Genomic DNA, 21,828 nt, shown 5'->3' with positions numbered 1-21,828 from the left:
CAGGCCGCCGGCTTCACCGCCCGCCTGCGAGACAGACCGCGACATCGGCATCTCCGAGAAGCTTCGCGCTGGTGGCGTCGAGGCCTGCGTCGGTGATCACTTCATCGAGCTCGGCCAAGCCGATGACGCGATACGCCGCGGTCGCACCGTATTTCGACGCGTCGGCGAGCAGGATTTTGCGTCGGCTCACCGCCATGGCGGCCTGTTTGAGCGCCAGTTGACTGGTGCGGCGCACAGTCAGCCCTCCGTCCAGGCTCCATGCACCCGTGCTGAGAAGACACAGGTCGAAAGTCAGCACCTCGAACATCCTGGTGGCCAAAGCCCCTGTGGTGGAGCCGCTTTCGGGGTCGATGCCGCCACCGAGATGGACGGCTTCGATCTGCGGGTGCTCCAGTAACGCCACCGCCGAGTACAGATCGTTGGTGACCACGGTGAGGTTTCTCTTGCGGACCAGATGCGGCACGAGCGCCTCGCATGTGGTGCCGGCGTCGATGAAGATCGTCGCGCCGTCGGCGACCCGGGTGGCGGCCTCGGACGCTATCGCTTGCTTGGCGGCGATCTGCAATTCCGCGCGTTGCCGCCGTCCCGTCGGCGTCTGACCATCACCGGCATCGGCGAGACGCACACCGCCGGCCACCGATTCGACGAGTCCGTCCGCCTCCAGCCGGGCGATGTCGCGGCGAACCGTCATGTGGGACACACCGAGCTCGTCCGTCAGCACCTTTGTGCTCAGCACACCGTGGACTCGCAGCAACTCCATCAGCGCTTTGTGCCGCTGGAAGGGGATCATCACTCACCTGACGCTCGTCGGATGCTTCGAGTGTGCCGGTGCCGAGCACACCTCGGCGGCGCGACGCACCCATCTCACTCAGTGTCACAAAAATTCACTTCTTCTGTTCACATCTGTGAAATCTTGTCGTATGGTGAGACGGTGATCACAGCACAGCGCACCTTGTCCCTGCTCGAACGCACGGGCGCCATCCTGATCCTTCGCACCGGGACGGCCGACAGCGCCGAGCGCATTGCACACGCCGCAATCGCCGGCGGTTTCACGGTCCTGGAGATCCCGCTGACCGTGCCCGACGCCCTCGGGGCGATCTCCCGCTTGCGCAAGGAGTACGGCGACGAGATCAGCGTCGGCGCCGGTTCGGTTCTCGATGCCGACCTCGCCGAACAGGCCCTCGACGCCGGGGCCACCGTCCTGGTCACTCCTCATGTCGCCCCGGACGTGATCGCCACCGCGAAGCCACGCGATGTCGCCGCCATCAGTGGCGCCTTCACTCCCACCGAGGTGGTGCAGGCACACCGAGCCGGAGCCGATGTGGTGAAGCTCTTCCCCGCCGAGCTGCACGGCCCGGCCTATCTGACGAGCCTCCGCGCCCCCCTGCCGCACATCCCGATCTGCCCGACCGGCGGCGTCACCCCGGACAACGTGGGCGAGTGGTTCGCTGCGGGCGCTGCAGCGGTCGGCGTCGCCGGCCACATCGCCCGCGCCGGTGGCCCAGACCTGGACGCACACCGAATCCGCACGGCCGCAACCGAATTCCTCGACCTCCTCGCGGACATTCGAGCCTGACCCTCCCGCCCAACCCAGCAACCGACCCCGAGGAACGCCCGCATGACCACTCCAGCCACGGCCTCTCACCGGCACACCGGCCAGACGCCCCGCCGCACCATAGCGGCCTCCCTCAACCGACTCCGCTGGATGTTCGTCGCGCTGCTGGTGCTCGGCGGGATCGTGAACTACCTCGACCGCAGCACGCTGAGCGTCGGCAACACGACCATCGCCGGTGACCTCGGCCTGTCCAACACTCAGATGGGCCTGCTGCTGTCGGCCTTCTCCTGGCCCTACGCGATCGCCAACCTGCCCGCCGGCTTCCTGGTCGACAAGTTCGGCCCCAAGAAGATGTACGCCGCAGCGGCCGGGGCCTGGTCCGCGGTCACCATGCTGACCGCGGTGGCCTCGAGTTTCGGCCCGCTGTACGCGGCACGGGTGGCGTTGGGCATCGCCGAATCACCGTTCTTCACATCGGGACTCAAAGTCGCGGAGCGCTGGTACGCCAAAGACGAACGGTCCATCCCGCTCGCCGTGGTCAACACCGGATCACAGATCGCCAACGCCATCGCACCGCCGCTGCTCACATTCCTCATCATCGCCTTCGGCTGGCGCGGGATGTTCGTCGTGCTGGGCGTTACCGGCGTCGCCGTGGTCGCGCTGTGGTGGCTTGCCTACCGCAACCCCACGCCAGAGGAGGAGGCGTCGATCAAGCAGAACAGCGTGCTCAGCGCAGAGGAACAGGAAGCGACCGATGCCGCCGGCGAGACGCAGGAGTCGACGATGCGGACCTGGGCAGCCCTGCTGGGCAAGCCCAACACCTGGTTCATGGTCATCGGCGCGTTCGGCATCTTCTACACAGTGTGGGTGTACCTGACCTGGCTGCCGGGCTATCTGGAGAAGTCTCGTGGCTTCAGCCTCAAGGAAGTCGGCTGGGTGGCCGCGCTCCCCTATCTGTGCGGCATCGCAGGCGTGCTTGCCGGCGGCTTCGCGTCCCGCGCGCTCGTGGTCCGCGGGCTCCCGGTGCTGCGAGCACGCAAGCTGCCCATCGTCGTCGGCGCCGTTCTCGCGGCCGCCGCCGTTCTGCCCGTGGCGTATGTGCAGTCGACCGTCCTGAGCATCCTGCTGCTGTGCGTGGGGTATTTCTTCGCCCAGGTACCGATTGGCGTGATCTGGACGCTGGCCTCCGACATCGCGCCCGACCATCAGGTCTCGTCACTCGGCGCAATCCAGAACTTCGGCGGATTCCTCGGCGCTGCCTGCGCGCCGGTGGTCACCGGAATCATCCTGGACAGAACCGGTGGCAACTATCACTACGTCTTCGTGATCGGCGGCGTACTGCTCCTGGTCGGAGCGGTGTCCTACGGACTGTTCGTCCGCGACAGGAGCCGGGCCTGATGACAGCTGCCACCCCGGTCGTCGCAGTGGTGCTCGGTCCGGCCGGGTCAGGCAAGAGCAGCGTGAGCCGGCGAGTGGCCTGTCGGCTCGGTGCCGCCCATCTCGACAAGGACACCATTGTCGGCGGTCTCACCGAAGAGATCCTGCGGCTGGCCGGCCATGACCCTCACGATCGCGACAACAATCCCTTCTACGTCGACAACGTCATGCCGCTCGAGTACGCGGCCCTGCTCCGAGTGGCCGGCGACTGCCTGAGAGCCGGCACGTCGGTGGTGCTGGACGCGCCCTTCGGGGCATTCCTCGACGACACCGACTTCCTGACCCGCGCAAGCCTGGAACACGAATGGCCACCGACACAACGCTTGGTGATCCGGGTGGTGACCGACGCCGACACGATTCGCCGCCGGATTGTCCGGCGAGGTCTGAGCCGGGACGCCTGGAAGCTGGAGCACTGGGACGAATTCTGGGCTCGCGCCAGCGCGCGAGACGTCCGCTGGTCAGACGTCGCTTGCGTCGACGTGGACAGCAGCGACTCCGTCGACCTGACGTTCCTCGACAGGATGCGCTGATCGGCTCTAGAAGTCCCCGGCGTGCCTGCGCAGTGTCTCGATGGCGCTGGCCAGCGCGCGGGAGTCCTCCGGCGAGACACCCACGTCGGCGAACACCTCCTTGTTCAGCGTCTCGGTGGCGTCCTCGACGGTGGAGCGGCCCAGGTCGGTCAACCGCACCAGCGTGGTGCGGCCGTCGGTCGGATGCGGCAGCCGTTCCACCAGGCCATCGGCCTCCAGCCGCCGGATCGCGTGGGTGACGCTGGTGACGTGCACCTGCAGGCGGTCCGATGCCTTGGTGATCGGCAGCGCGCCGCTGCTGCTGAACGCCAGCAGCCGCAGCAGTTCGAACCGCGAGAAACTGAGGTCATAGGGACGCAGCGCGGTCTCGACCCGGGCCAGCAGGATCTGGTGCGCCCGCATCACCGAGGTGACCGCCACCATGCCGTCGGCCACATCGCCCCAGCCCGCGCGTTCCCAGTTGGCGCGCGCCAGCGCGATCGGGTCACGGTGGTCCGGCGCAGAGGGCATCCCCTGTTCTTACCGCATGCGGTGACTCAGCCACCAGCGCGGAAACCCGCGACGGCGGACAACACGGCCCTGGTGGACTGCCGCACACCGATGGTGATGCGGACGCCACCGTCCCCGTAGTGCCGGACCCGCGGCCCGTCACCGTCGAACACCTGACGCCACACCGCCCGGTCGCCGCCGGGGGCGGGCAGGTAGACGAAGTTGGCCTGCGCGTCGGTGCTGTAGATGCCCAGCCTGGACAACTGGGTGCGCAGCCGCCTGCGCTCGGTGTCGATGATCCGGATGCGGTGGCGCATCTCGTCTTCGGCGTCGTAGCAGGCCGCCACCGCCACCAAGCCGGTGAGCCCGACACCGAACGGCAGTTGCATGGTCCACAGCCGGCGGGCCAGTTCGGGACCGCAGAACCCGTAGCCGATGCGCAAACCCGCCAGCCCGTATGCCTTCGAAAACGTGCGCACCACAACCAAATTCGGATGGCACAGCACCAGCTCCCGGGTGTCCAACCGGTGCTCTGGGGCCAGGAACTCGACATAGGCCTCGTCGAGCACGACGGTGGTGTCGACCGGCACGGCATGCAGGAAACGACGCAACGCCGCGGCCGATTCCACGGTGCCGGTGGGGTTGTGCGGCCGGCACACCACCACCACCCTGGCGCCGGCGGCGGCGGCCCCGGCCATGGCGTCCAGGTCGTGGTGACCGTAGGCGTCCAGTGCGACGGTGATCGACCGCAGCCGGGCGATCTGGGCGAAGATCGGGTACCCGTCGAAGGTCGGCGTCGCCATCACCATCGCGTCACCGGGCCGGGTGACCGCCTGCAGCACCTGCATGATGACGCCGGTGGCGCCGGTACCGATCACCACCTGCCCCTCTGCCACGCCGAGATGCTCGGCGATCAGGGCACGCAACCGCTGGGGCAGGAACTCCGGGTACCGGTTGGCCGCACCGATCGAGGCCACCAGCGCCGACCGCACCGACGGCAGCGGCGGGAACGGGATCTCGTTGAGCGACAGGGCAAACGGATCCTGCGCCGCGGGCAGGGTGTCGAACACCTCGGCCAGCACCCCGTCCGGGATGCTCATCGCCCGCCCCATCGGATGGCGGCCGCACCGGCGAAGTCGCCGGCATGCGCGAAGGCCGCCATCAGGACGGTGTCGCCGGCCTTCACCCGGCCTTCGGTGATCGCGCGGTCGAAGTTGACCGGGATCCCCGCCGCGAACAGGTTGCCGCAGTCGTCGAACGTGTCGACGTGCCGTTCCTTGGGCAGCTCCAGCGCCTCACGCCAGTTGCGCAGGAACACCCGGTTCGGCTGGTTGGTGACCAGCAGATCGATATCCCTGGGTGCCAACCCGATCCGGTCGCACACCGCGTAGGACACCTCGGGCACCTGGCGGTTGCCGCGGGCCAGCACCTTGGTGATCTTGGATTCGGTGAAGCCGATGCAACCCTCGCCGGGGCCGGCGGCCCACCACTTGCGCGGCGGATCCACCGCGATGGTCATGTCCCCGGCGAACTCACCGTAGGTGCGGCACTCCACATCCAGGATCGGTGACGTGTCCGAACACGTCACCAACCCGACGGCCGCGCCGTCACCCGGGACCGAGGCCTGGGCCTTGCGCCGCACCGTTTCCTGGTCGAAGATCTGGCCCGCCGCGTTCTGCGCGACGGCGATCAACGCGGTGCGTCCCTCGCCGGAGGCCAGCAGATTGCGGGCCATCTTCAGTCCCAACACGAATGCGGCGCAGCCACCGTTGTGCAGATCCACCACCCAACCCGGTTTCATACCGAGGCGATGCGCGATCGCCCCGCCGCCGCCGTAGAAGGGCATATCGGGCAACTGGGTGTGCGTGATCAGCACGTCGACCTCGGACAGCACGTCGGCGCCGTGCCTCTCGACCAAGCCGGCGGCGGCCCGTTCGATCATGTCGGTGGCGGTCTCGTCGGGTGCGACGTGATGGCGGTACTTGGGTGCCCGGAACATCAGGTTGTCCCGCAGGTCATCGGAGTCGGCGAACTGCGCGTAGTAGTCCGCACCGATCGGCTCGCCGGGCAGATAGGTGGAGACATCGATCAGGCTGACGCTCATGGACGGGGACCTCACTTCATCCAGTCGGGGGTGATCGGCAGGCCGTTGCGGTGCCGGTACTCGGCGATGGCCTTCAGGTTGCGCAGCTCCAGCTCGTGGCCGGCACCGAACATGTCCCAGAAATCGCCGACCCACACCGGGCGTTCCGGCGGCGCGGTCTCCGGGTAGGGGTTCTTGTCGTAGAACGGGTGGTGGCAGTTGGTCCACAGCACCACCGAACCCGGCTTGTCGAGGACGACCTGCGCGTCGACGACCCGCATCAGGTAGATCATCCACAGGTGATGGCCCTGATCCCAGGCGCAGTGGTAGTCGACGGTCATGGCGTCGCGGTTGGCCACCGTGCGGGTGAAGATCTTGGTCTCCGAACCGAGCCGGTCATAGGCCAACCACAGACCCTCCTCGTCGGTCGGCGTGAACCCGCGCAGGCTGTACGTCCACTCCTCCAGGCTGCGGGTGTCGGCCAGGTAGTCGAAGAGTTCGGCCGGCGGACAGTCGATGTAACCGTTCACGGGACAGAATTCACCGAACACCTGGTCGTGCGGATACACCGACCGCATCATCTCCATGATGATCGGGGTGGCCTGTTCGCGGGGCGAGGTCTCGATGCGGACCACCCCCTCGATGGGCTCGGTGATGTCAGCGAGTGCGGGCAGGGACATGGGCGGGGCTCTCCTTGTTCTCCAGAAATGGTGCAAACGGCGGAATTTCGTCGGCGGAGCATTCGATGCTGACCACCGACGGGCCCTCGGCGTCGAGGGCGGTGTGCAAAGCCTGTGGCAGTGCCTCGATCTCGGCGATGTCGACGGCGGGCAGGCCGGGGAACATCGCGGACAGTCCGGCGCCGAGCTTGCTCGGCGCGAAGCGGTTGTAGCTGTACAGGTCTCGGTAGAACAGTTGTTCGCGGGTGACGCACATGGCGTGGGCGTTGTTGTTGAACAACACCACGGTCACCGGCAGCCGGTACTGGATGGCGGTGTGCAACTCCAGGCCGTGCATGAAGAACGATCCGTCACCGGCGATGACGACGGTGCGCCGGCGACGTCCGAAACACATTCCGATTCCGGCGCCGAAGCTGTAGCCCATCCCGCCCATCCCGAGTGCCACCACGAATCGTCCGCCGCGCCGCACCGGCAGATGATGGATCGCGGCAGCGCCGGTGTTGCCGGCATCGACGACGATGTCGGCACCGTCGGGCAGTGCCCGGTCCAGCGCGGCCATCGCGTCGCGGTACCGGATCCCGTCACCGTGATGAGCCGGCGGACTCAGTTCGGCGTGCGGGATCCGTTCGGGCACGGTGACTCCCAGCGGACCGGACAGTGCGGCGTTGAGCATGCTCAGCGATCCGCGCAGATCGTCGGTGTGCACGTGCAGGCTGGGCGGGTACGGCGGTTCGGCCCCCAGCGACAGCACCGGGACCTGGGCCAGCGCGCTGTCCAGCCCGGCGCGCGCGGTGGCCGGCAGCCGGGTGCCGACCACGACACACACCGCACTGTCGGCCAGCGCGTCGGCCATCCCGGGATGGCCCATCACGCCGGTCACACCCAGCGCGGAGGAGGAACCGAGTCCGGGTGCACCGCTGACATCCTTGGCGTCGGGCACGGTGGCCACCCGGGCCCGCAGGATCGCGCGCAGCCGTTCCAGTTCGTCGCGGGCGTCGTCGCGGGCGACCTGTTCACCGGCGATGATCGTCACGGGACCGCGCACCCGGCGCAGGTGCGCGGCGATCGGAGCCGGATCGCCGATCGGAACGCTCAACGGCAGCGCAGCAGGCGCTTCGGCGCCGGCCTGAGCGTCAAAGAGACTCTGCTGCACGTCTTTTGGCAGCAACAACACCGCGGGGCCGCGGCGCGTGGCGGCCAGCGCCTCGGTCAACGCCTCGTCGACGGTCGCGGCGTCCACCACCCGCCGGCAGTACACCGACACCGCCGAGAACAGCGCCTGGGCGTCCAGCGCGCCACCCAGCCCGCTGGTGTCCTGGAAGGACCCGCGGCCGTCCATGGTCGTCGGCGGTTGACCGACCAGCGCCAGCACCGGGATCCTACTGGTCAGCGATTCTCCCAGCGCGGCAACCAGATTCAGTGAGCCGCCACCGGAGGTGGCGGCCACCACCCCCAGCCCGGCTCCGCCGCGGCGATAGCCGTCGGCCATCGTCGCGGCCGAGAACTCGTGTTTGGCCAACACCGCGGTGATGTCGTCACAGAAGTGGGCCGCGTCGTAGAGATCCTCGATATTGGCGCCGTCGACGCCGAAGATGTACCGTACCCCGTGCCGCGCCAGCCGACCGACGATGTGGTCGACGACCCGGTGTGTGCTGGTCACCTGTTCGGACACTGCTCACCCGCTTTCTCGTTCTGCAGGTGACACGGGCCCGGCCCGGATCGGGTTCACTCCCGGGGCCGATTCACAGGTTTCTTTCCAGCAACACCTTTCCGTCGTCCGCCGAAACCAGTTGCACGGCAGCGATTTCGTTTATCGGCAGCGGGGTGTTTCCGCTGGGTAGCGCCGTCGCGCCGGACAATCCGAGCCAGGTGGCGATCTGGTCGCGGCTACCGTCCTTGCCGACCACCACCATTCCCAGGTTCTGCGGCTTGGTGTTGCGCTGCCCCCAGTCGCCGTAGCTGCACGCCATGTCGATGCGGGTGCCCCAGCTGAAACCGGACATGGTGATGCTCGCCGCGATGGGCGTCTGGTTGACCTTGGTCATCTCCAGCGACGGCGCCGCCTGCTGGGTGGTGCCCTGCTGCAGGCCGAACACGTCGGGACGGACGGCCACCACGGCACCGACCGCCAGCAGCGCGGCCGCCAGACCGATGGCTCCCGTGGTCACCCACCGGGACCGGCGGCGGCGCGACCGCACCTGGTCGATCACCTGGTCGCGCAGTTCCGGCCGCGGGACCGGTTCGGGTTCGCCGGAATCCATCGCCTCGATATCGGCCACGTCGACCATCGCCAGCAGGGCCGGCATACCGGTCAGTTCGGCCACCGCGGCACTGCACCGGGCACAGCCACGCAGGTGCGCCTCGTATTCACGCCGCTCGGCCGGAGAGAGCGCACCCAGCACATAGGAGGCATCCCAGGTGGCGTACCGATCTCCGTCGGAGATCGTGTCGAACCCGGTCATCGCGTCACCCCCATCTCCTGCAGATTGAGACGTAAGGCCCGCACCGCGTAGTGCAGGCGGGACTTCACGGTGCCTTCGGCGATCTGGAGGTCGGCGGCGATCTGGGCGGTGGTCATCCCCTGGTAGTAGGCGCGCTTGACCACCGCGCGATGATCCTCGGAGAGTTCGCTCAGCGCGGTGCTGATGAGTAGCCGGTCCAGCGCGGAATCCACTTCGTCGGGGCCGGCCCGGTCGGCGGCCTGTTCGACGTCGGGGGTACCGGTCTCGTTGCGATACCGAGCACTCCGCCGTTCGTCGATGACGAGATTACGCGCGACGGTGAACAACCACGCACGTGCGGGGCGGTCCGGATCGGCGGTCACCTCGGGATGCCGCCAGGCGCGCAGCAGCGTTTCCTGCACCACGTCCTCGGCGCGGGCGGCATCGCCCGTCAACCGCAGGGCATACCGCCACAATGCGCCCGCGTGCTCGTCATACAGCACCCGCATCATTGCGGCCTCCGGATCGTCCACTCCCAACCTCCGTCTCTGACACGACGTGGGTGGTGATCCGGTTCAAAGGTACGCGTTTGCCCGAATCGGCGCGTCAAGCCTGCAACAGGGTCAGGATGCGCGGCCCGTCCTCGGTGACCGCGACGGTGTGTTCCCAATGCGCGGCGCGGGAGCCATCGGTGGTGACGACGGTCCACTCGTCGTCGAGGATCTTGGTCTTGGTGGTGCCCAGGGTGAGCATCGGCTCGATGGCCAGCACCGAGCCGACCGCCAGGTACGGACCCCGCCCCGGTGACCCCTCGTTGGGCAGGAACGGGTCCATGTGCATCTCACGGCCGATGCCGTGGCCCCCGTAACCGGCGACGATGCCGTACTTGCGGGCGTGGCGGGCCTCCGCAGCGCGGGTGCCGGTCTCGATGGCGTGCGACACGTCGGTGAGCCGGTTACCCGGAACCATCGCCGCGATGCCGGCCTCCATCGACAGCCGGGTGGCCTCGGAGAGCAGTTCGTCGGCGGCGATCAGCGTGCCGACACCGAAGGTGACGGCCGAGTCGCCATGCCACTTGTCCAGGATCGCCCCGCAGTCGATCGAGACCAGGTCGCCGTCGGCCAGTACCTCGTCATCGGACGGGATACCGTGCACGACGCGGTCGTTGACGGACGCACAGACGGTGGCCGGATAGCCGTGGTAGCCGAGGAAGGACGGCACCCCGCCGCCATCGCGGATCACCGCCTCGGCGACGCGATCCAGTTCGCCGGTGGACACCCCCGGCGCCGCGGCCCGCTGGACGGCCTGCAACGCCGCCGCGACGAGCGCACCGGCGGCCGCCATGGCATCGAGCTCACCGGCACTGCGCTGCGCAACGGTCTTACGCCGCCCGGGCACCGAGATCATGGTCGCCTACTTCAGCGGCCGAGCGCGTGCAGCGCCCGCGCGAACACCTCGTCCAGGGAGCCCACGGCGTCGACGGTCTTCAGCTCACCGGCGTAGTAGTCCAGCAGCGGCGCGGTTTCCTCGCGGTACACCTTGAACCGGTTGCGGATGACCTCTTCGGTGTCGTCGGCGCGGCCGCGGCCCTTGAGGCGCTCGACCAGTTCGTCCTCGGGGACCCGGAACTCCACCACCGCGTCGAGCGTCAGGCCGCGCTTGGCCAGCATCTCCTTGAGCGCCTCGGCCTGTTCCACCGAGCGCGGGAAGCCGTCGAGGATGAACCCGGCGGCCGCGTCGTCGGCGTCGATGCGGTCGTCGACCAGCGCGTTGGTCAGCGTGGCGGGCACCAGGTCGCCGGCATCCAGGTACTTCTTGGCTTCCAGACCCAGCGGCGTCCCGTTGCTGATGTTGTGCCGGAACAGGTCGCCGGTGGAGATCTGCGGGATCCCGAGCTTCTCGGCCAGTTTCTCTGCCTGTGTGCCTTTTCCGGCACCTGGCGGGCCGAGCAAAACGATTCTCACTTCAGGAACCCTTCGTAGTTGCGCTGCATGAGCTGGCTCTCGATCTGTTTGACCGTGTCGAGGCCGACACCGATCATGATCAGCACGGCCGTACCGCCGAACGGCAGGTTCTGTACCGACCCGGAGTTACCGATCTCCAGGAACAGGTTGGGCAGCACGGCGATCACACCGAGGTAGATCGATCCCGGAAGAGTAATACGGCTCAGCACGTAGCGCAGGTAGTCCGCGGTCGGCTTGCCCGGCCGGATACCCGGGATGAAGCCACCGAACTTCTTCATCTCGTCCGCCCGCTCGTCGGGGTTGAACGTGATGGAGACATAGAAGTAGGTGAAGAAGATGATCAGGCCGAAGTAGATCGCGATGTACACGGGATCGGCCGGGTTGGTCAGGTAGTTCGCCACGAACCGGTCCCACCAGCCGTTACTGGGCTCGGACCGGCCGCTCTGGATCAGCTGGGTGATCAGGTGCGGGATGTAGATCAGCGACGACGCGAAGATCACCGGGATGACGCCGGCCTGGTTGACCTTCAGCGGCAGGTAGGTCGACGTGCCGCCGTACATGCGCCGACCGACCATGCGCTTGGCGTACTGCACCGGGATGCGCCGCTGGCCCTGCTCGACGAACACCACGCCGACGATGATCGCCAGGGCGGCCACACAGACGGCCGCGAAGACCAGGCCGCCACGGCTGTCCAGGATGGTCTTGCCCTCGGACGGGATGCGAGCGGCGATGCCCGCGAAGATCAGCAGCGACATGCCGTTGCCGATGCCGCGTTCGGTGACCAGCTCGCCCATCCACATGACCAGCGACGCGCCTGCGGTGAGCACCAGCACGATGACGATCAGGCCGAAGATCGAGGTGTCGTCGATGATGTCCAGGTTGCAGCCCTGCAGCAGGCCGCCGTTGGCGGCTAGGGCCACGATGCTGGTGCCCTGCAGGATGGCCAGCGCGACGGCCAGGTAACGCGTGTACTGCGTCATCTTGGCCTGGCCGGCCTGGCCTTCCTTGCGCAGCTGCTCGAACCGCGGGATCACCACCGTCAACAGCTGCACGATGATGCTGGCGGTGATGTAGGGCATCACGCCGACGGCGAACACCGTCAGCTGCAGCAGCGCGCCACCGGAGAACAGGTTGATCAGCGAGTAGATCTGCGCGGAGCTGCCCCCACTGACCTGCTCGATGCATTTCTGCACGTTGGGGTAGTTGACGCCGGGCGACGGGATCGATGCGCCGACCCGGTAGAGGATCACGATTGCCAGCGTGAACAGGATCTTGCGCCTGAGGTCGGCCGTCCGCAATGACGAGATGAAAGCCGAAAGCACTCTTCCTCCTGCGCAGCCGAGCACTTGTCGCGGCGTGCCAATGGGGCTGGTTGATCCAGCGTTTTGGTCAAGTCGTGCGCGGTGCCCGGTTCAGCTGCTCCCAGCCTGCACAGTCGCGCGTCAAACAGTCTACGAGAGTAACAGTTGGCCGCCGCTGTCCCGTCCCCGGTGGAACGGACGGCGCCCGCCCGCACACCGTGTCATCGGGGCATCTTCGCCTCGATCGCGGCGGCGATGTCGGCGGCCGCCGCGATGGGCTGCGGCTGCTGCGGCTTGCAGGCCTGGATGTCCAGGATCAGGTTCGCGGCGACGGCCAGCGCGCGCTGGCAGGACCGGATCTGGTCACCTGCCGTGCGGGTGTACGGCATCGTCAGCACGCTGTCCGACTTGTCCAGGCTGCCGCTCACCCACTTGGGCAGCGTCTGCTCGTTGAGTCGGATGTTGACCGTGTGGTTCGTGCACTTGGACCACCGGCCGGCCGAATCGTCGAAGAACGCCCGGGCCGCGTCGGCCGTGCGGTAGGTGACCGCCGACTGCACCACGAGACTGTCCCATTGGTCGCTGTTGGGTGTGCGCAACATTTGCTGGCGCAGCGTCTTGTAGTGGCTGGGGTCGTAGATCGGGGCCTCGTTGACCTGCCACACGCCCAGGCAGTTGAGGTTGGGCAGCAGGTTCCGGTGATCACCCATCACGTCGACCGGGTTGTGTGGCGTCATACCCGAGGTGCCCATGATCGCGTCCACGTCCTTGGCGCTCAGCAGCAACCCCGGCAGCGCCGAGTCGGCCACGGGTTTGGGTGCCGCGGCGGCACCCGACTCCGATCCCGACGAGCAACCGGCCAGCCCGAGGGCGAGGGCGAGCGCCCCCACAACGATGATCTTCACCGGGTCAGGCGTGCGTCCCGGCCGCGGCGCAGGCTTCCTGGACCTTGGTGGCCTGGTTGTTCATCTCGGTGGCGGTGCTGTTGAGGCTGTCACCGGGAATGCGCAGTCCCATCTTCACCAGCAGCTTGGTGGCCCCCAGCGACCAGGTCCGCATGGGGTCGGAGATGTCGCCCGGCAGCCCCGGCGTGTTCGCGGCGTCCATGGCCATACCGGCCGCCTCGCGCAGCGCGGTCCGCCCGGTGGTATTGCTGCTGGCCACCGCCGGGTCGTTGTAGTCCGAGCCCTCGAACGAATCGGCGAAATCGCCGTAGTACGTGGCGGATGCGTCCAGCACCTGGGCGAACTGCCCGCATGCCGCGACCGCCGCGGGATCGGCGTTCTCCGATGTGATGGCGCCGACCTGCACCTGGGTCACCTGCGCCGCCGGGCCGGGGGCCGCGGTATCGGAATCGACATCGTCGGCGTGGGCGGTGACGGCGCCGGCCAGTCCGATGCCGAACGCGACGATCGACACCACCCCGGCCCTTCCGGTCGTGGCGACCAACCGAGATGACTTCACGACTCTTCCTCCAAATACGTTCGGTTCACGGCCCCGGCTGACGAACCGGCGCCGAGACGGCAACTCGACTCACGGTCCATTCGTCACGTGTCCAAACGGTGAACGAGCACCCAACGACCGGTTTCCATTCACCGTCCATTCGTTTGCGCCGGTCTGTGGGAATCATTGGGAGCGATTGTGATTCCGAAAAGAACCCCAGCTCGAAGACGCCCACTCGACGGGAACAGGGCGTGGATTATTCGCCCGCCGTTCACCGTCTGGAAACCCGGTCATTGGACGCTTCGTCGCGACGTATTCGTTACACATCCGTTGAACTCTGGATTCGACCACGAGAGGGCGATTTCACCACCATGATGAACCAACTTGCCGCTCTGGCTGCCTGCGTGCTGGTGCCGGTTGCGACTGCACCTCTCGCGCTGGCGGACCCGGTGCCGCCTCCCCCGGCCCCCGATTCCGCAATCGTGCCAGTGGATCCCACCAATCCGCTGCCGCCCGAGGGCGCCGTTCCGTCCGGGGCCCCCGGCGTGCTGAACACCCCCGACGGTTGGCACCTGGAGGTATCCGGAAGCAACGAGACCCAGCTGCCGGTGGCCCCGCTCACCACCGCCATCTCGTCGCGCGAGTACCTGGTCGCCGGCACCTTCACCGGCAAGATCACCGGTAGCGGCAAGACGAAGCTGACCGGCGGCAGCCTGGAGGCCGGTGAACAGATCGGCTGCGGCATCATCTCCGACGAGACCGAGATCAACCCCGGCGCCAGCCTCAGCCCGGGCATCAACCTCCCGTTCACCAACGCCACCACCGGTATTGGCGTTTCGCTGCAGGGCAAGATCTACCTGAAGCCGGGCACGGTGACCACGGTCGCCATCGACAAGAAGAAGTTCAAGGGCACCACGACCCGCGTCACCATCACCGGCGTGCGCATCAAGACCGATCAGTGCGCCGGTCAGTCGTTCATCCGCTCGTACGCCACGTTGACGAGCTCGACCGACAACACCGATGACGTGATCACCTACCTCGGTGTCACCAAGGCCGTCTGACCACCTGCCAACCGGAACGGAAGAAAACATGTTGAAGCGTTTTGCCATTGCGGCCACTTGCATGGCGCTCCCGCTCGCGACCGCGCCGCTCGCGCTGGCCGATCCGCCGGTCGAGGACGCCGGCCCGCCGCCGGACAACGGTGTGGTCGCGTCGGCCGAGCCCGGCGTCGTGACCACCCCGGACGGCTGGGTGCTGACGGTCGCGGCCAAGGATGAGACCCAGCTGCCCGTGGCGCCGCTGACCACCGCCGTCTCGTCGCGCGAATACCTGGTGGGCGGCACGTTCACCGGCACGGTCACCGGTAAGGGCAAGACCACGCTCAAGGGCGGCACGCTCGAGGCCGGTTACCAGATCGGTTGCGGCATCGAGCTGGGCCAGGTCCGCCTGATCGGCCAGGTCGGTGCGCAGGTCAACTTCGGCCTGGTCACCGGTGTCGTCCCGACCGGTGTGTCGTTCCCGATCTCGGGCACCATCGAGATCCACGCCAAGCCCGGCACGGTGTCCAACGTCGCCGTGGACAAGAAGGAATACAAGGCGGCGCCGGTGCGCGTCACCTTGAAGGACACGCACATCAAGGTCGACGGTTGCGTCGGTCAGTCGTTCCTGCGCTCCTACGCCACGCTGACCAGCTCGACCGAGGACACCGACGACATCGTGGCCTACTACGGCGTGACCAAGTCTGTCTGACATCACCATGGTCGTCACGCCAGATCGCTACGTCCGCAACCGATTCGCGGTTGCCATGGCAGCCGGCGTGGCCGGAATCGCAGCGGCGGTCGCCTTCCCGGCGGCCGCCGTTGCGGATCCTCCGGCTCCGGATCCGCTGCCCGCACCGGGTGATCCCGCTCCCCCGCCACCGGCCGGTCCGACGGTGCCCGTGATCGGTGCGCCATTGGGTCCCGAAGGTTTCAATGTGTTGGCCCAGAACGGTTTACCGCCGGCACCGGTGACCGGCGCGCTCGGGGCGCCCGCGGTCAACGGGCTGGACCGGGATACCGTGCTCGGTCAACTACCGGCCCCGTCGGCTCCCGGCGCCAATCCGGGAACCCCGCCGAACCTGAACGTGTTCAACAACGCCTACGGGCTTCCGCAGTGCCTGGTGCCGTCGGCACCCGGCAAGTGCGAGCAGTTCGACGTCGAACCGGGCCAGGAGAATGCGGATGTGAGCAAGCGGGAATGGTTCGGCCGGTACATCGACCTGTACCGCGACGGCCGGCTCCGGGGTGGGTTGCTCGGTCAGATGCCGCAGCAGCAACTCGGCGAGCCGCTGCCCGGTACCGCGCCGCCCCCGGGCACCAACATTCCGCCCGGCCTCGTGCAGTACCTGCCCGACCCGCCGCCGGACGGTGCGCCACCTGTTCCGGCACCGGCACCGCCGGGCTGATCGTTGACGATGGGAGAGGCCGCGCCCCAACGGCTTCGGCACAACGGGGCGTGGCCTCTGTCATCAACGCGAACCGCTGATCATCGGCTCATCGCGGGGCGCCCCGAATACCGATGCGCGCCTCTCTCAGCAAATATCAGACATCACCGATTGGCTAGTTGTACAACTTCTGTTCACCCTGCGTCAAAGGCGGCGAATTCCCGTCGTTCACATGGCAATAACCAGTTCAAGAGGTATCGATCCCATCGCTGACGATGAGGAAAACTCTTGCTAAAGTCAGCCATCGCAGCAAGTCTTCTTGCGTATATTCATCTCGATCAATCGAGCACTCAAATAAGGGGTTCCGGTGCGAACAGTCCTGCAGTTACCCGTTGCCGCACTCACCGCGGTGTGCATTTCTGTACCAGCGGCCGGCGCACCGGTGGCGCACGCCGCCAGTGCGGCCCCCGGGGCCGCGACGCACGTCTCGACGGCGGACGTCAGTCTGGCCGCGGCGCGCTCTGACCTGAGGCTGGTCTTCGCGAGGGTCGGCGGACAGCCGGCCGTCGGCACCGCTGTTGCGGGTGCGTCCGCGAAGCCGCAGGTGGAGATCCTCGCGCTGCCGCCAAGTGCCGCAGCCGAAGTCGCCACCAACGGTACGAGCGGGGTTTCCTCGGCGGTGGTCGAGGCGGGCCGGGTTGCCGCCACCAAGATCCTGGCCGCCGCCAACGAGGCGTCGTTGTCCACCGTGACCGCGAGCGCCACCCCGACCGACAACGTGTTGTCCCGTGCGCTGCAGGGTGTTTGGAACTTCGGCCTGTGGACCGGCTCCAGCAGCGTCCCGCCACTGCCCGCCGGCTTCGACACCAAGACCTACACCTCGATCCTCAAGGTGCTGTCGAACCTGGTCAACGTCGGCCTGCTGCCCTTCACCGTGGCCAACCAGGTGCTGCAGGGCCAGTGGAGCGCCATTCCCACCAACATCACCAACACCCTCAACACGTTCACCACCTCACTGGGCCGGCTGCCGGCCTCGTTCCAGGAGACGCTGAACTGGATCATCAACGGCACGGTCCCCGCCGCCTCGGCGACGACCGCCAGCGCGCTGGCGGCCACGCCCGGTGCCACCTCGACCGCGACCGCGACCGCGACCGCAACCGACAACGTGTTGTCCCGTGCGCTGCAGGGTGTTTGGAACTTCGGCCTGTGGACCGGCTCCAGCAGCGTCCCGCCACTGCCCGCCGGCTTCGACACCAAGACCTACACCTCGATCCTCAAGGTGCTGTCGAACCTGGTCAACGTCGGCCTGCTGCCCTTCACCGTGGCCAACCAGGCGCTGCAGGGTCAGTGGAGCGCCATCCCCACCAACATCACCAACACCCTCAACACGTTCTCCACCTCACTGGGCCGGCTGCCCGGCTCCTTCCAGGAGACGCTGAACTGGATCATCAACGGCACGGTTCCGGTCACGACGGCGACGACCGCCAGCACCGCGCTGGCCACGCCCGCGGCCAACGCCACGGTGTCGCCCACTGCGACGGCGTCACCCACTGCGACCGCCACTGCCACCGACAATGTGCTCAGCCGCGCACTGCAGGGCGCGTGGAACATCGGCCTGTGGACCGGCTCCAGCAGCGTCCCGCCGCTGCCCGCCGGCTTCGACACCAAGACCTACACCTCGATCCTCAAGGTGGTCTCGAACCTGGTCAACGTCGGCCTGCTGCCCTTCACCGTCGTCAACCAGGCGCTGCAGGGTCAGTGGAGCGCCATCCCCACCAACATCACCAACACCCTCAACACGTTCTCCACCTCACTGGGCCGGCTGCCCGGCTCCATCGGGCAGACCCTGCACTGGATCGTCACCGGAACCGCCACCACCGCCACGACCGTCAAGCCGACCACGCTGGCGGCCGGCGCCACCACCGCGGTCGAGGGTGCGGCCACCACCGCCGTCACAGGTGCGACGGCCGAAGCGGTGACCGGCAAGGGCGCCAAGAGTCCGACCGGGACGAGCACCGACACGAAGGGCACCAGCGGCACGGGCACCGACACCGGCACCGGCACCGGCACCAAGGACGGCACCGACGGTGCGGGCACCGGGGCCACCCCGGGCGGCACGGGCGGCACGGATACGGGTGGCACCACCGATCCCTCGGGCACCGAATCCGGCTCCACCGGCGGATCGACGGGCGGGTCGACGTCCGGCTCCACGGGCGACACCAAGGCCGGTGACACCAAGACCGGTGACGCCAAGGCCGGCGATACCAAAGCCGGTGACACCAAGACCGGTGACGCCAAGGCCGGCGATACCAAAGCCGGTGACACCAAGACCGGTGACGCCGCCACCGACACCACCAAGAGCTCGACCACCGGCAAGCACAGCGCCGGCAACGGGGCCTACGGCCGGCACGCCCGCCAGGACGACGGCAGCGGCTCGACCGCGTCGGCTTCGACCGGCACGTCGACCACGTCCTCCACCGGCGGCCGGCACCGCAAGCCCGAGGGCGGCAGCTCGACCGGCTCCACCGGCTCCTCGTCCTCGTCGACGGGCGGCGAACACAGCTCGGCCGCATAACACCGGCCCGCCATCGACGAGGCCCTCAGCGTTGCGCTGGGGGCCTCGTTGCTGTCCGGGTTGTCGTCTGGATGGGCATTCAGTTTCGAGGCGTACAGTCGAGGTTGTTCATTACATCAGCTAACTAAAGTGGGACAGGGGGCTTGTGATGCCACGCGTAGACGGTGACACCTGGGATCTGGCGTCCAGCGTCGGGGCCACCGCGACCATGGTCGCGGCCGCACGGGCGATCGCCTCGGCGGCACCGGAGCCGGTGATCGATGACCGGTTCGCCGCACCGCTGGTGCGGGCGGTCGGCGTCGACTTCTTCACCAAGCTCGTCGACGGTGAGCTCACCGAATCGGACCTGGGCGACGACCCGCAGATGAACATCGTGCGATTCGCCGACGGCATGGCCGCGCGCACCCGGTTCTTCGACGAATTCTTCGAGCAGGCAACAGCTTCCGGGATTCGGCAGGCCGTCATCCTGGCCGCGGGCCTGGATGCCCGTGCCTACCGGCTGGACTGGCCGGCCGGCACCGTGGTGTTCGAGATCGACCAGCCCGACGTCATCGAATTCAAGACGCGGACGCTGGCCGACCTGGGCGCGGAGCCGACCGCGGAGCGGCGCACCGTGGCAGTGGACCTGCGTGAGGACTGGGTGTCGGCGTTGCGGGCCGCCGGATTCGACCCCTCGGCACCGACCGCATGGATCGCCGAAGGCCTGTTCGGCTATCTGCCGTCGGAGGCCCAGGACCGGCTGCTCGACCTGATCACCGAGAACAGCGCCCCGGGCAGCCGGGTCGCCGCCGAGGCGGTACCCGGCATCGCCGACGTGGACCACGACGCGGTCCGCGAACGGATGAAGTCGGTGACCGACCAGTGGGCCGAGCACGGATTCGACCTGGATTTCGGCGAACTCGTCTACCTGGGTGACCGCACCGACGCGGCCACGCACCTGGACACCTTGGGCTGGGAAACCTCGACGGCAACCTCCAACGAGCTGCTGGCCCGTTACGGCCTGCCGGTGCTCGACGAGGAGGCTCAGTTCGGGCAGGCCTACTACATCACCGCGGCGAAGTGATGGCCCGGTCGGAAGCCGACAGCTGGGACCTGGCCTCCAGCGTGGGCGCGACCGCGACGATGGTGGCGGCCGCCCGCGCCCTGGCCACCGCGGAACCCGACGCCATCATCGACGATCCGTTCGCCGCGGACCTGGTCCGCGCCGTCGGCGTGGATTTCTTCACCCGATTGGTCGACGGCGATATCGAGATTCCGGACGACACGGCGGCCGGCGGCATCCGGCTGATCACCGACACCATGGCGGTGCGCACCCGGTTCTTCGACGACTTCTTCGAGCAGGCCACCGAAAACGGGGTACGCCAGGCGGTCATCCTGGCCTCCGGGCTGGACACCCGGCCGTACCGGCTGTCCTGGCCGGCCGGCACCGTCGTCTACGAGATCGACCAGCCCGAGGTCATCGCGTTCAAGACGCAATCGATGGAGGCACTGGGCGCCGCCCCGTCCGCCGAACGCAGAACCGTGGCTGTCGATCTGCGCGACGACTGGCCGGCGGCGTTGCGCCAGGCCGGGTTCGACAGCGGCGCCCCGTCCGCATGGAGTGCCGAGGGGCTGCTGATGTACCTGCCGCCCGAGGCCCAGGACCGGCTCTTCGACCACATCACCGCGCTGTCGGCGACCGGCAGCAGGCTGGCCACCGAACACCACGGCGGCGATTTCGGGCAATCGCTCGGCGAGCGGGCCAAGGAGATGTTCGACCGCTGGGGCCCACAGGGTTTCGACCTCGACCTCACCCAGCTGTTCTATCCGGGCGAGCGCAACGATGTCAGCGACTATCTGTCCGCCCGCGGTTGGCAGGTGCGCAGCCGCGGCCGCCGCGACCTCTTCGCCGACTACGGGCGGGAATTCCCCGACCTCGCCTCCCCGCTGCGCCAGTCGGTGTCCATCACCGCCATCCGTGACTGAACCACTCACCGAGGACTCGCCATGGCATCCAACACAACTCAACGCTCCGACGGCGACACCTGGGATCTGGCCTCCAGCGTCGGCGCCACCGCAACGGCGGTGGCCGCCGGCCGTGCCATCGCCTCCCAAGGACCCGACCCGCTGCTGACCGACACGCTCGCCGAACCACTGGTCCGCGCCGTCGGGCTGGAATCCTTCGTCAAGCTGATCGACGACGAACTCCCCCCGACCGACGATCCGGTCATGGACCGCCGGCACATGCGCGAACAGATCGCGGTGCGCACCCGGTTTTTCGACGATTTCTTCATCGACTCGGCCGCGGCGGGCATCCGGCAGGCTGTCATCCTGGCATCCGGACTCGACACCAGGGCCTATCGGCTGGGCTGGCCTGCCGGCACCGTGGTGTTCGAGGTCGACCAACCCGACGTCATCGCCTTCAAGACCCAGACGCTGGCCGGCCTCGGTGCCGAGCCCACCGCCGACCGCCGCGCCGTCGGCATCGACCTGCGTGACGACTGGCCTACCGCATTGCGCGCGGCGGGATTCGACCCGGGCACGCCCACCGCCTGGATCGCCGAGGGACTACTGGTCTACCTGCCGCCCGAGGCGCAGGACCGGCTGTTCGACAACATCACCGCGTTGTCGGCGCCGGGCAGCCGGCTGGCCACCGAGGAGATGGACCTCTCCGCGCTACCCGAGGACTGGGCCGAAAGACTGGCCGAACGGTCCAAGCGGTTCGGTACCGGGATCAATCTCGCGGAGCTGTTCTATCACGGAGAGCGCGCCTCCGCAGCGACGTACCTGGGCGGGCACGGCTGGCAGACCACGGTACTGAAGACGGCGGATGCGTTCTCCGCCAACGGGTTCGAGCAACCCGATGACGAGTGGCGGGCGCTCGGTGCAGACTCGGGCTACCTGTCCGCGACCTTGGGACGATGAC

23 protein-coding genes are annotated in these 21,828 nt (G+C 67.9%); 10 read left to right on the top strand and 13 right to left on the bottom strand.

The genetic code is table 11. The annotated features are described in order from the left end of the window. Positions 1–13: 13 nt before the first annotated feature. Entirely contained in the window at positions 14–790 is a 777-nt protein-coding gene (locus tag BN977_RS22730; protein ID WP_036401688.1) for a DeoR/GlpR family DNA-binding transcription regulator, read from the bottom strand. A 141-nt stretch (positions 791–931) separates the two neighbouring features. Here BN977_RS22730 and BN977_RS22725 point away from each other — a divergent pair, with 141 nt between their 5' ends. Genes BN977_RS22725 through BN977_RS22715 form a run of 3 tightly spaced genes read left to right on the top strand, consistent with a single transcriptional unit; the run spans position 932 to position 3,522 of the window. Continuing rightward, on the top strand, positions 932–1,576 hold the full coding sequence (locus BN977_RS22725) for a bifunctional 4-hydroxy-2-oxoglutarate aldolase/2-dehydro-3-deoxy-phosphogluconate aldolase (RefSeq protein WP_036401685.1): 645 nt from the start codon (positions 932–934) through the stop codon (positions 1,574–1,576). Positions 1,577–1,618: 42 nt separating this feature from the next. Continuing rightward, positions 1,619–2,953: an MFS transporter gene (locus BN977_RS22720; protein WP_036401682.1), complete on the top strand. Its 1,335-nt coding sequence runs from the start codon at positions 1,619–1,621 to the stop codon at positions 2,951–2,953. Beyond that, the gene (locus BN977_RS22715; protein ID WP_036401679.1) at positions 2,953–3,522 is read left to right on the top strand and encodes a P-loop nucleotide/nucleoside kinase family protein; all 570 of its coding nucleotides are present in this window, start codon (positions 2,953–2,955) and stop codon (positions 3,520–3,522) included. Before BN977_RS22720 ends, BN977_RS22715 begins: the two co-directional genes overlap by 1 nt. A gap of 6 nt (positions 3,523–3,528) precedes the next feature. On the opposite strand, the gene BN977_RS22710 is transcribed toward BN977_RS22715, so the two are convergent. The 12 genes from BN977_RS22710 to BN977_RS22655 form a co-directional block, all read right to left on the bottom strand. Beyond that, positions 3,529–4,032 carry a MarR family transcriptional regulator gene (locus BN977_RS22710; RefSeq protein ID WP_024449906.1) on the bottom strand — a complete coding sequence of 168 codons (504 nt, stop codon included), beginning with the start codon at positions 4,030–4,032 and terminating at the stop codon, positions 3,529–3,531. Positions 4,033–4,058: 26 nt separating this feature from the next. Beyond that, positions 4,059–5,111: a pyridoxal phosphate-dependent aminotransferase gene (locus BN977_RS22705; RefSeq protein ID WP_036401675.1), complete on the bottom strand. Its 1,053-nt coding sequence runs from the start codon at positions 5,109–5,111 to the stop codon at positions 4,059–4,061. Further along, the gene (locus BN977_RS22700; RefSeq protein ID WP_036401673.1) at positions 5,108–6,115 is read right to left on the bottom strand and encodes a 3-oxoacyl-ACP synthase III family protein; all 1,008 of its coding nucleotides are present in this window, start codon (positions 6,113–6,115) and stop codon (positions 5,108–5,110) included. Before BN977_RS22700 ends, BN977_RS22705 begins: the two co-directional genes overlap by 4 nt. An 11-nt stretch (positions 6,116–6,126) precedes the next feature. Beyond that, positions 6,127–6,774 (bottom strand): hypothetical protein, encoded by a 648-nt coding sequence (locus BN977_RS22695; RefSeq protein ID WP_036401670.1) that lies wholly within the window; start codon positions 6,772–6,774, stop codon positions 6,127–6,129. Continuing rightward, on the bottom strand, positions 6,752–8,434 hold the full coding sequence (locus tag BN977_RS22690) for a thiamine pyrophosphate-binding protein (RefSeq protein ID WP_051562131.1): 1,683 nt from the start codon (positions 8,432–8,434) through the stop codon (positions 6,752–6,754). The genes BN977_RS22695 and BN977_RS22690 overlap by 23 nt, the downstream gene beginning before the upstream one ends. An 82-nt stretch (positions 8,435–8,516) precedes the next feature. Next, positions 8,517–9,236, bottom strand: coding sequence for an anti-sigma factor family protein (locus tag BN977_RS22685; RefSeq protein ID WP_036401665.1), 720 nt, complete (start codon positions 9,234–9,236; stop codon positions 8,517–8,519). After that, positions 9,233–9,748 (bottom strand): sigma-70 family RNA polymerase sigma factor, encoded by a 516-nt coding sequence (locus BN977_RS22680; protein ID WP_024449900.1) that lies wholly within the window; start codon positions 9,746–9,748, stop codon positions 9,233–9,235. The genes BN977_RS22685 and BN977_RS22680 overlap by 4 nt, the downstream gene beginning before the upstream one ends. A gap of 73 nt (positions 9,749–9,821) precedes the next feature. Continuing rightward, positions 9,822–10,622 carry a type I methionyl aminopeptidase gene (gene map / locus BN977_RS22675; RefSeq protein WP_024449899.1) on the bottom strand — a complete coding sequence of 267 codons (801 nt, stop codon included), beginning with the start codon at positions 10,620–10,622 and terminating at the stop codon, positions 9,822–9,824. A gap of 11 nt (positions 10,623–10,633) precedes the next feature. Beyond that, positions 10,634–11,179 carry an adenylate kinase gene (locus BN977_RS22670; protein ID WP_024449898.1) on the bottom strand — a complete coding sequence of 182 codons (546 nt, stop codon included), beginning with the start codon at positions 11,177–11,179 and terminating at the stop codon, positions 10,634–10,636. Further along, on the bottom strand, positions 11,176–12,501 hold the full coding sequence (secY, locus tag BN977_RS22665) for a preprotein translocase subunit SecY (RefSeq protein ID WP_024449897.1): 1,326 nt from the start codon (positions 12,499–12,501) through the stop codon (positions 11,176–11,178). Before secY ends, BN977_RS22670 begins: the two co-directional genes overlap by 4 nt. Positions 12,502–12,701: 200 nt before the next feature. Further along, positions 12,702–13,385 (bottom strand): sensor domain-containing protein, encoded by a 684-nt coding sequence (locus BN977_RS22660; RefSeq protein WP_084172651.1) that lies wholly within the window; start codon positions 13,383–13,385, stop codon positions 12,702–12,704. Positions 13,386–13,389: 4 nt separating this feature from the next. Next, positions 13,390–13,944: an Rv2240c family protein gene (locus tag BN977_RS22655; protein ID WP_081664182.1), complete on the bottom strand. Its 555-nt coding sequence runs from the start codon at positions 13,942–13,944 to the stop codon at positions 13,390–13,392. Between the two features lie 350 nt (positions 13,945–14,294). Here BN977_RS22655 and BN977_RS22650 point away from each other — a divergent pair, with 350 nt between their 5' ends. The 7 genes from BN977_RS22650 (at position 14,295) to BN977_RS22620 (ending at position 21,827) form a co-directional block, all read left to right on the top strand. Then, positions 14,295–14,984, top strand: coding sequence for an MspA family porin (locus BN977_RS22650; RefSeq protein WP_024449894.1), 690 nt, complete (start codon positions 14,295–14,297; stop codon positions 14,982–14,984). A gap of 28 nt (positions 14,985–15,012) precedes the next feature. Beyond that, positions 15,013–15,672, top strand: a complete 660-nt coding sequence (locus BN977_RS22645) for an MspA family porin (RefSeq protein WP_024449893.1) — start codon at positions 15,013–15,015, stop codon at positions 15,670–15,672. 67 nt (positions 15,673–15,739) lie between these two features. Further along, positions 15,740–16,369, top strand: a complete 630-nt coding sequence (locus BN977_RS22640; protein ID WP_234709658.1) for a hypothetical protein — start codon at positions 15,740–15,742, stop codon at positions 16,367–16,369. Positions 16,370–16,715: 346 nt separating this feature from the next. After that, positions 16,716–18,923, top strand: coding sequence for a hypothetical protein (locus tag BN977_RS22635; protein ID WP_131590191.1), 2,208 nt, complete (start codon positions 16,716–16,718; stop codon positions 18,921–18,923). 148 nt (positions 18,924–19,071) lie between these two features. Then, complete coding sequence (locus BN977_RS22630; RefSeq protein ID WP_036401656.1) at positions 19,072–19,986, top strand: class I SAM-dependent methyltransferase; 915 nt, start codon at positions 19,072–19,074, stop codon at positions 19,984–19,986. Further along, positions 19,986–20,888: an SAM-dependent methyltransferase gene (locus BN977_RS22625; protein WP_036401654.1), complete on the top strand. Its 903-nt coding sequence runs from the start codon at positions 19,986–19,988 to the stop codon at positions 20,886–20,888. Before BN977_RS22630 ends, BN977_RS22625 begins: the two co-directional genes overlap by 1 nt. A 21-nt stretch (positions 20,889–20,909) precedes the next feature. After that, the gene (locus BN977_RS22620) at positions 20,910–21,827 is read left to right on the top strand and encodes a class I SAM-dependent methyltransferase (RefSeq protein WP_024453899.1); all 918 of its coding nucleotides are present in this window, start codon (positions 20,910–20,912) and stop codon (positions 21,825–21,827) included. Position 21,828: the final 1 nt, after the last annotated feature.

It is taken from the genome of Mycolicibacterium cosmeticum (assembly GCF_000613185.1).
Taxonomy (GTDB): Bacteria; Actinomycetota; Actinomycetes; order Mycobacteriales; family Mycobacteriaceae; genus Mycobacterium; species Mycobacterium cosmeticum.
The sequence above is the reverse complement of the archived record's forward strand: the minus strand, read 5'-3'. Positions and strand labels throughout refer to the sequence as shown.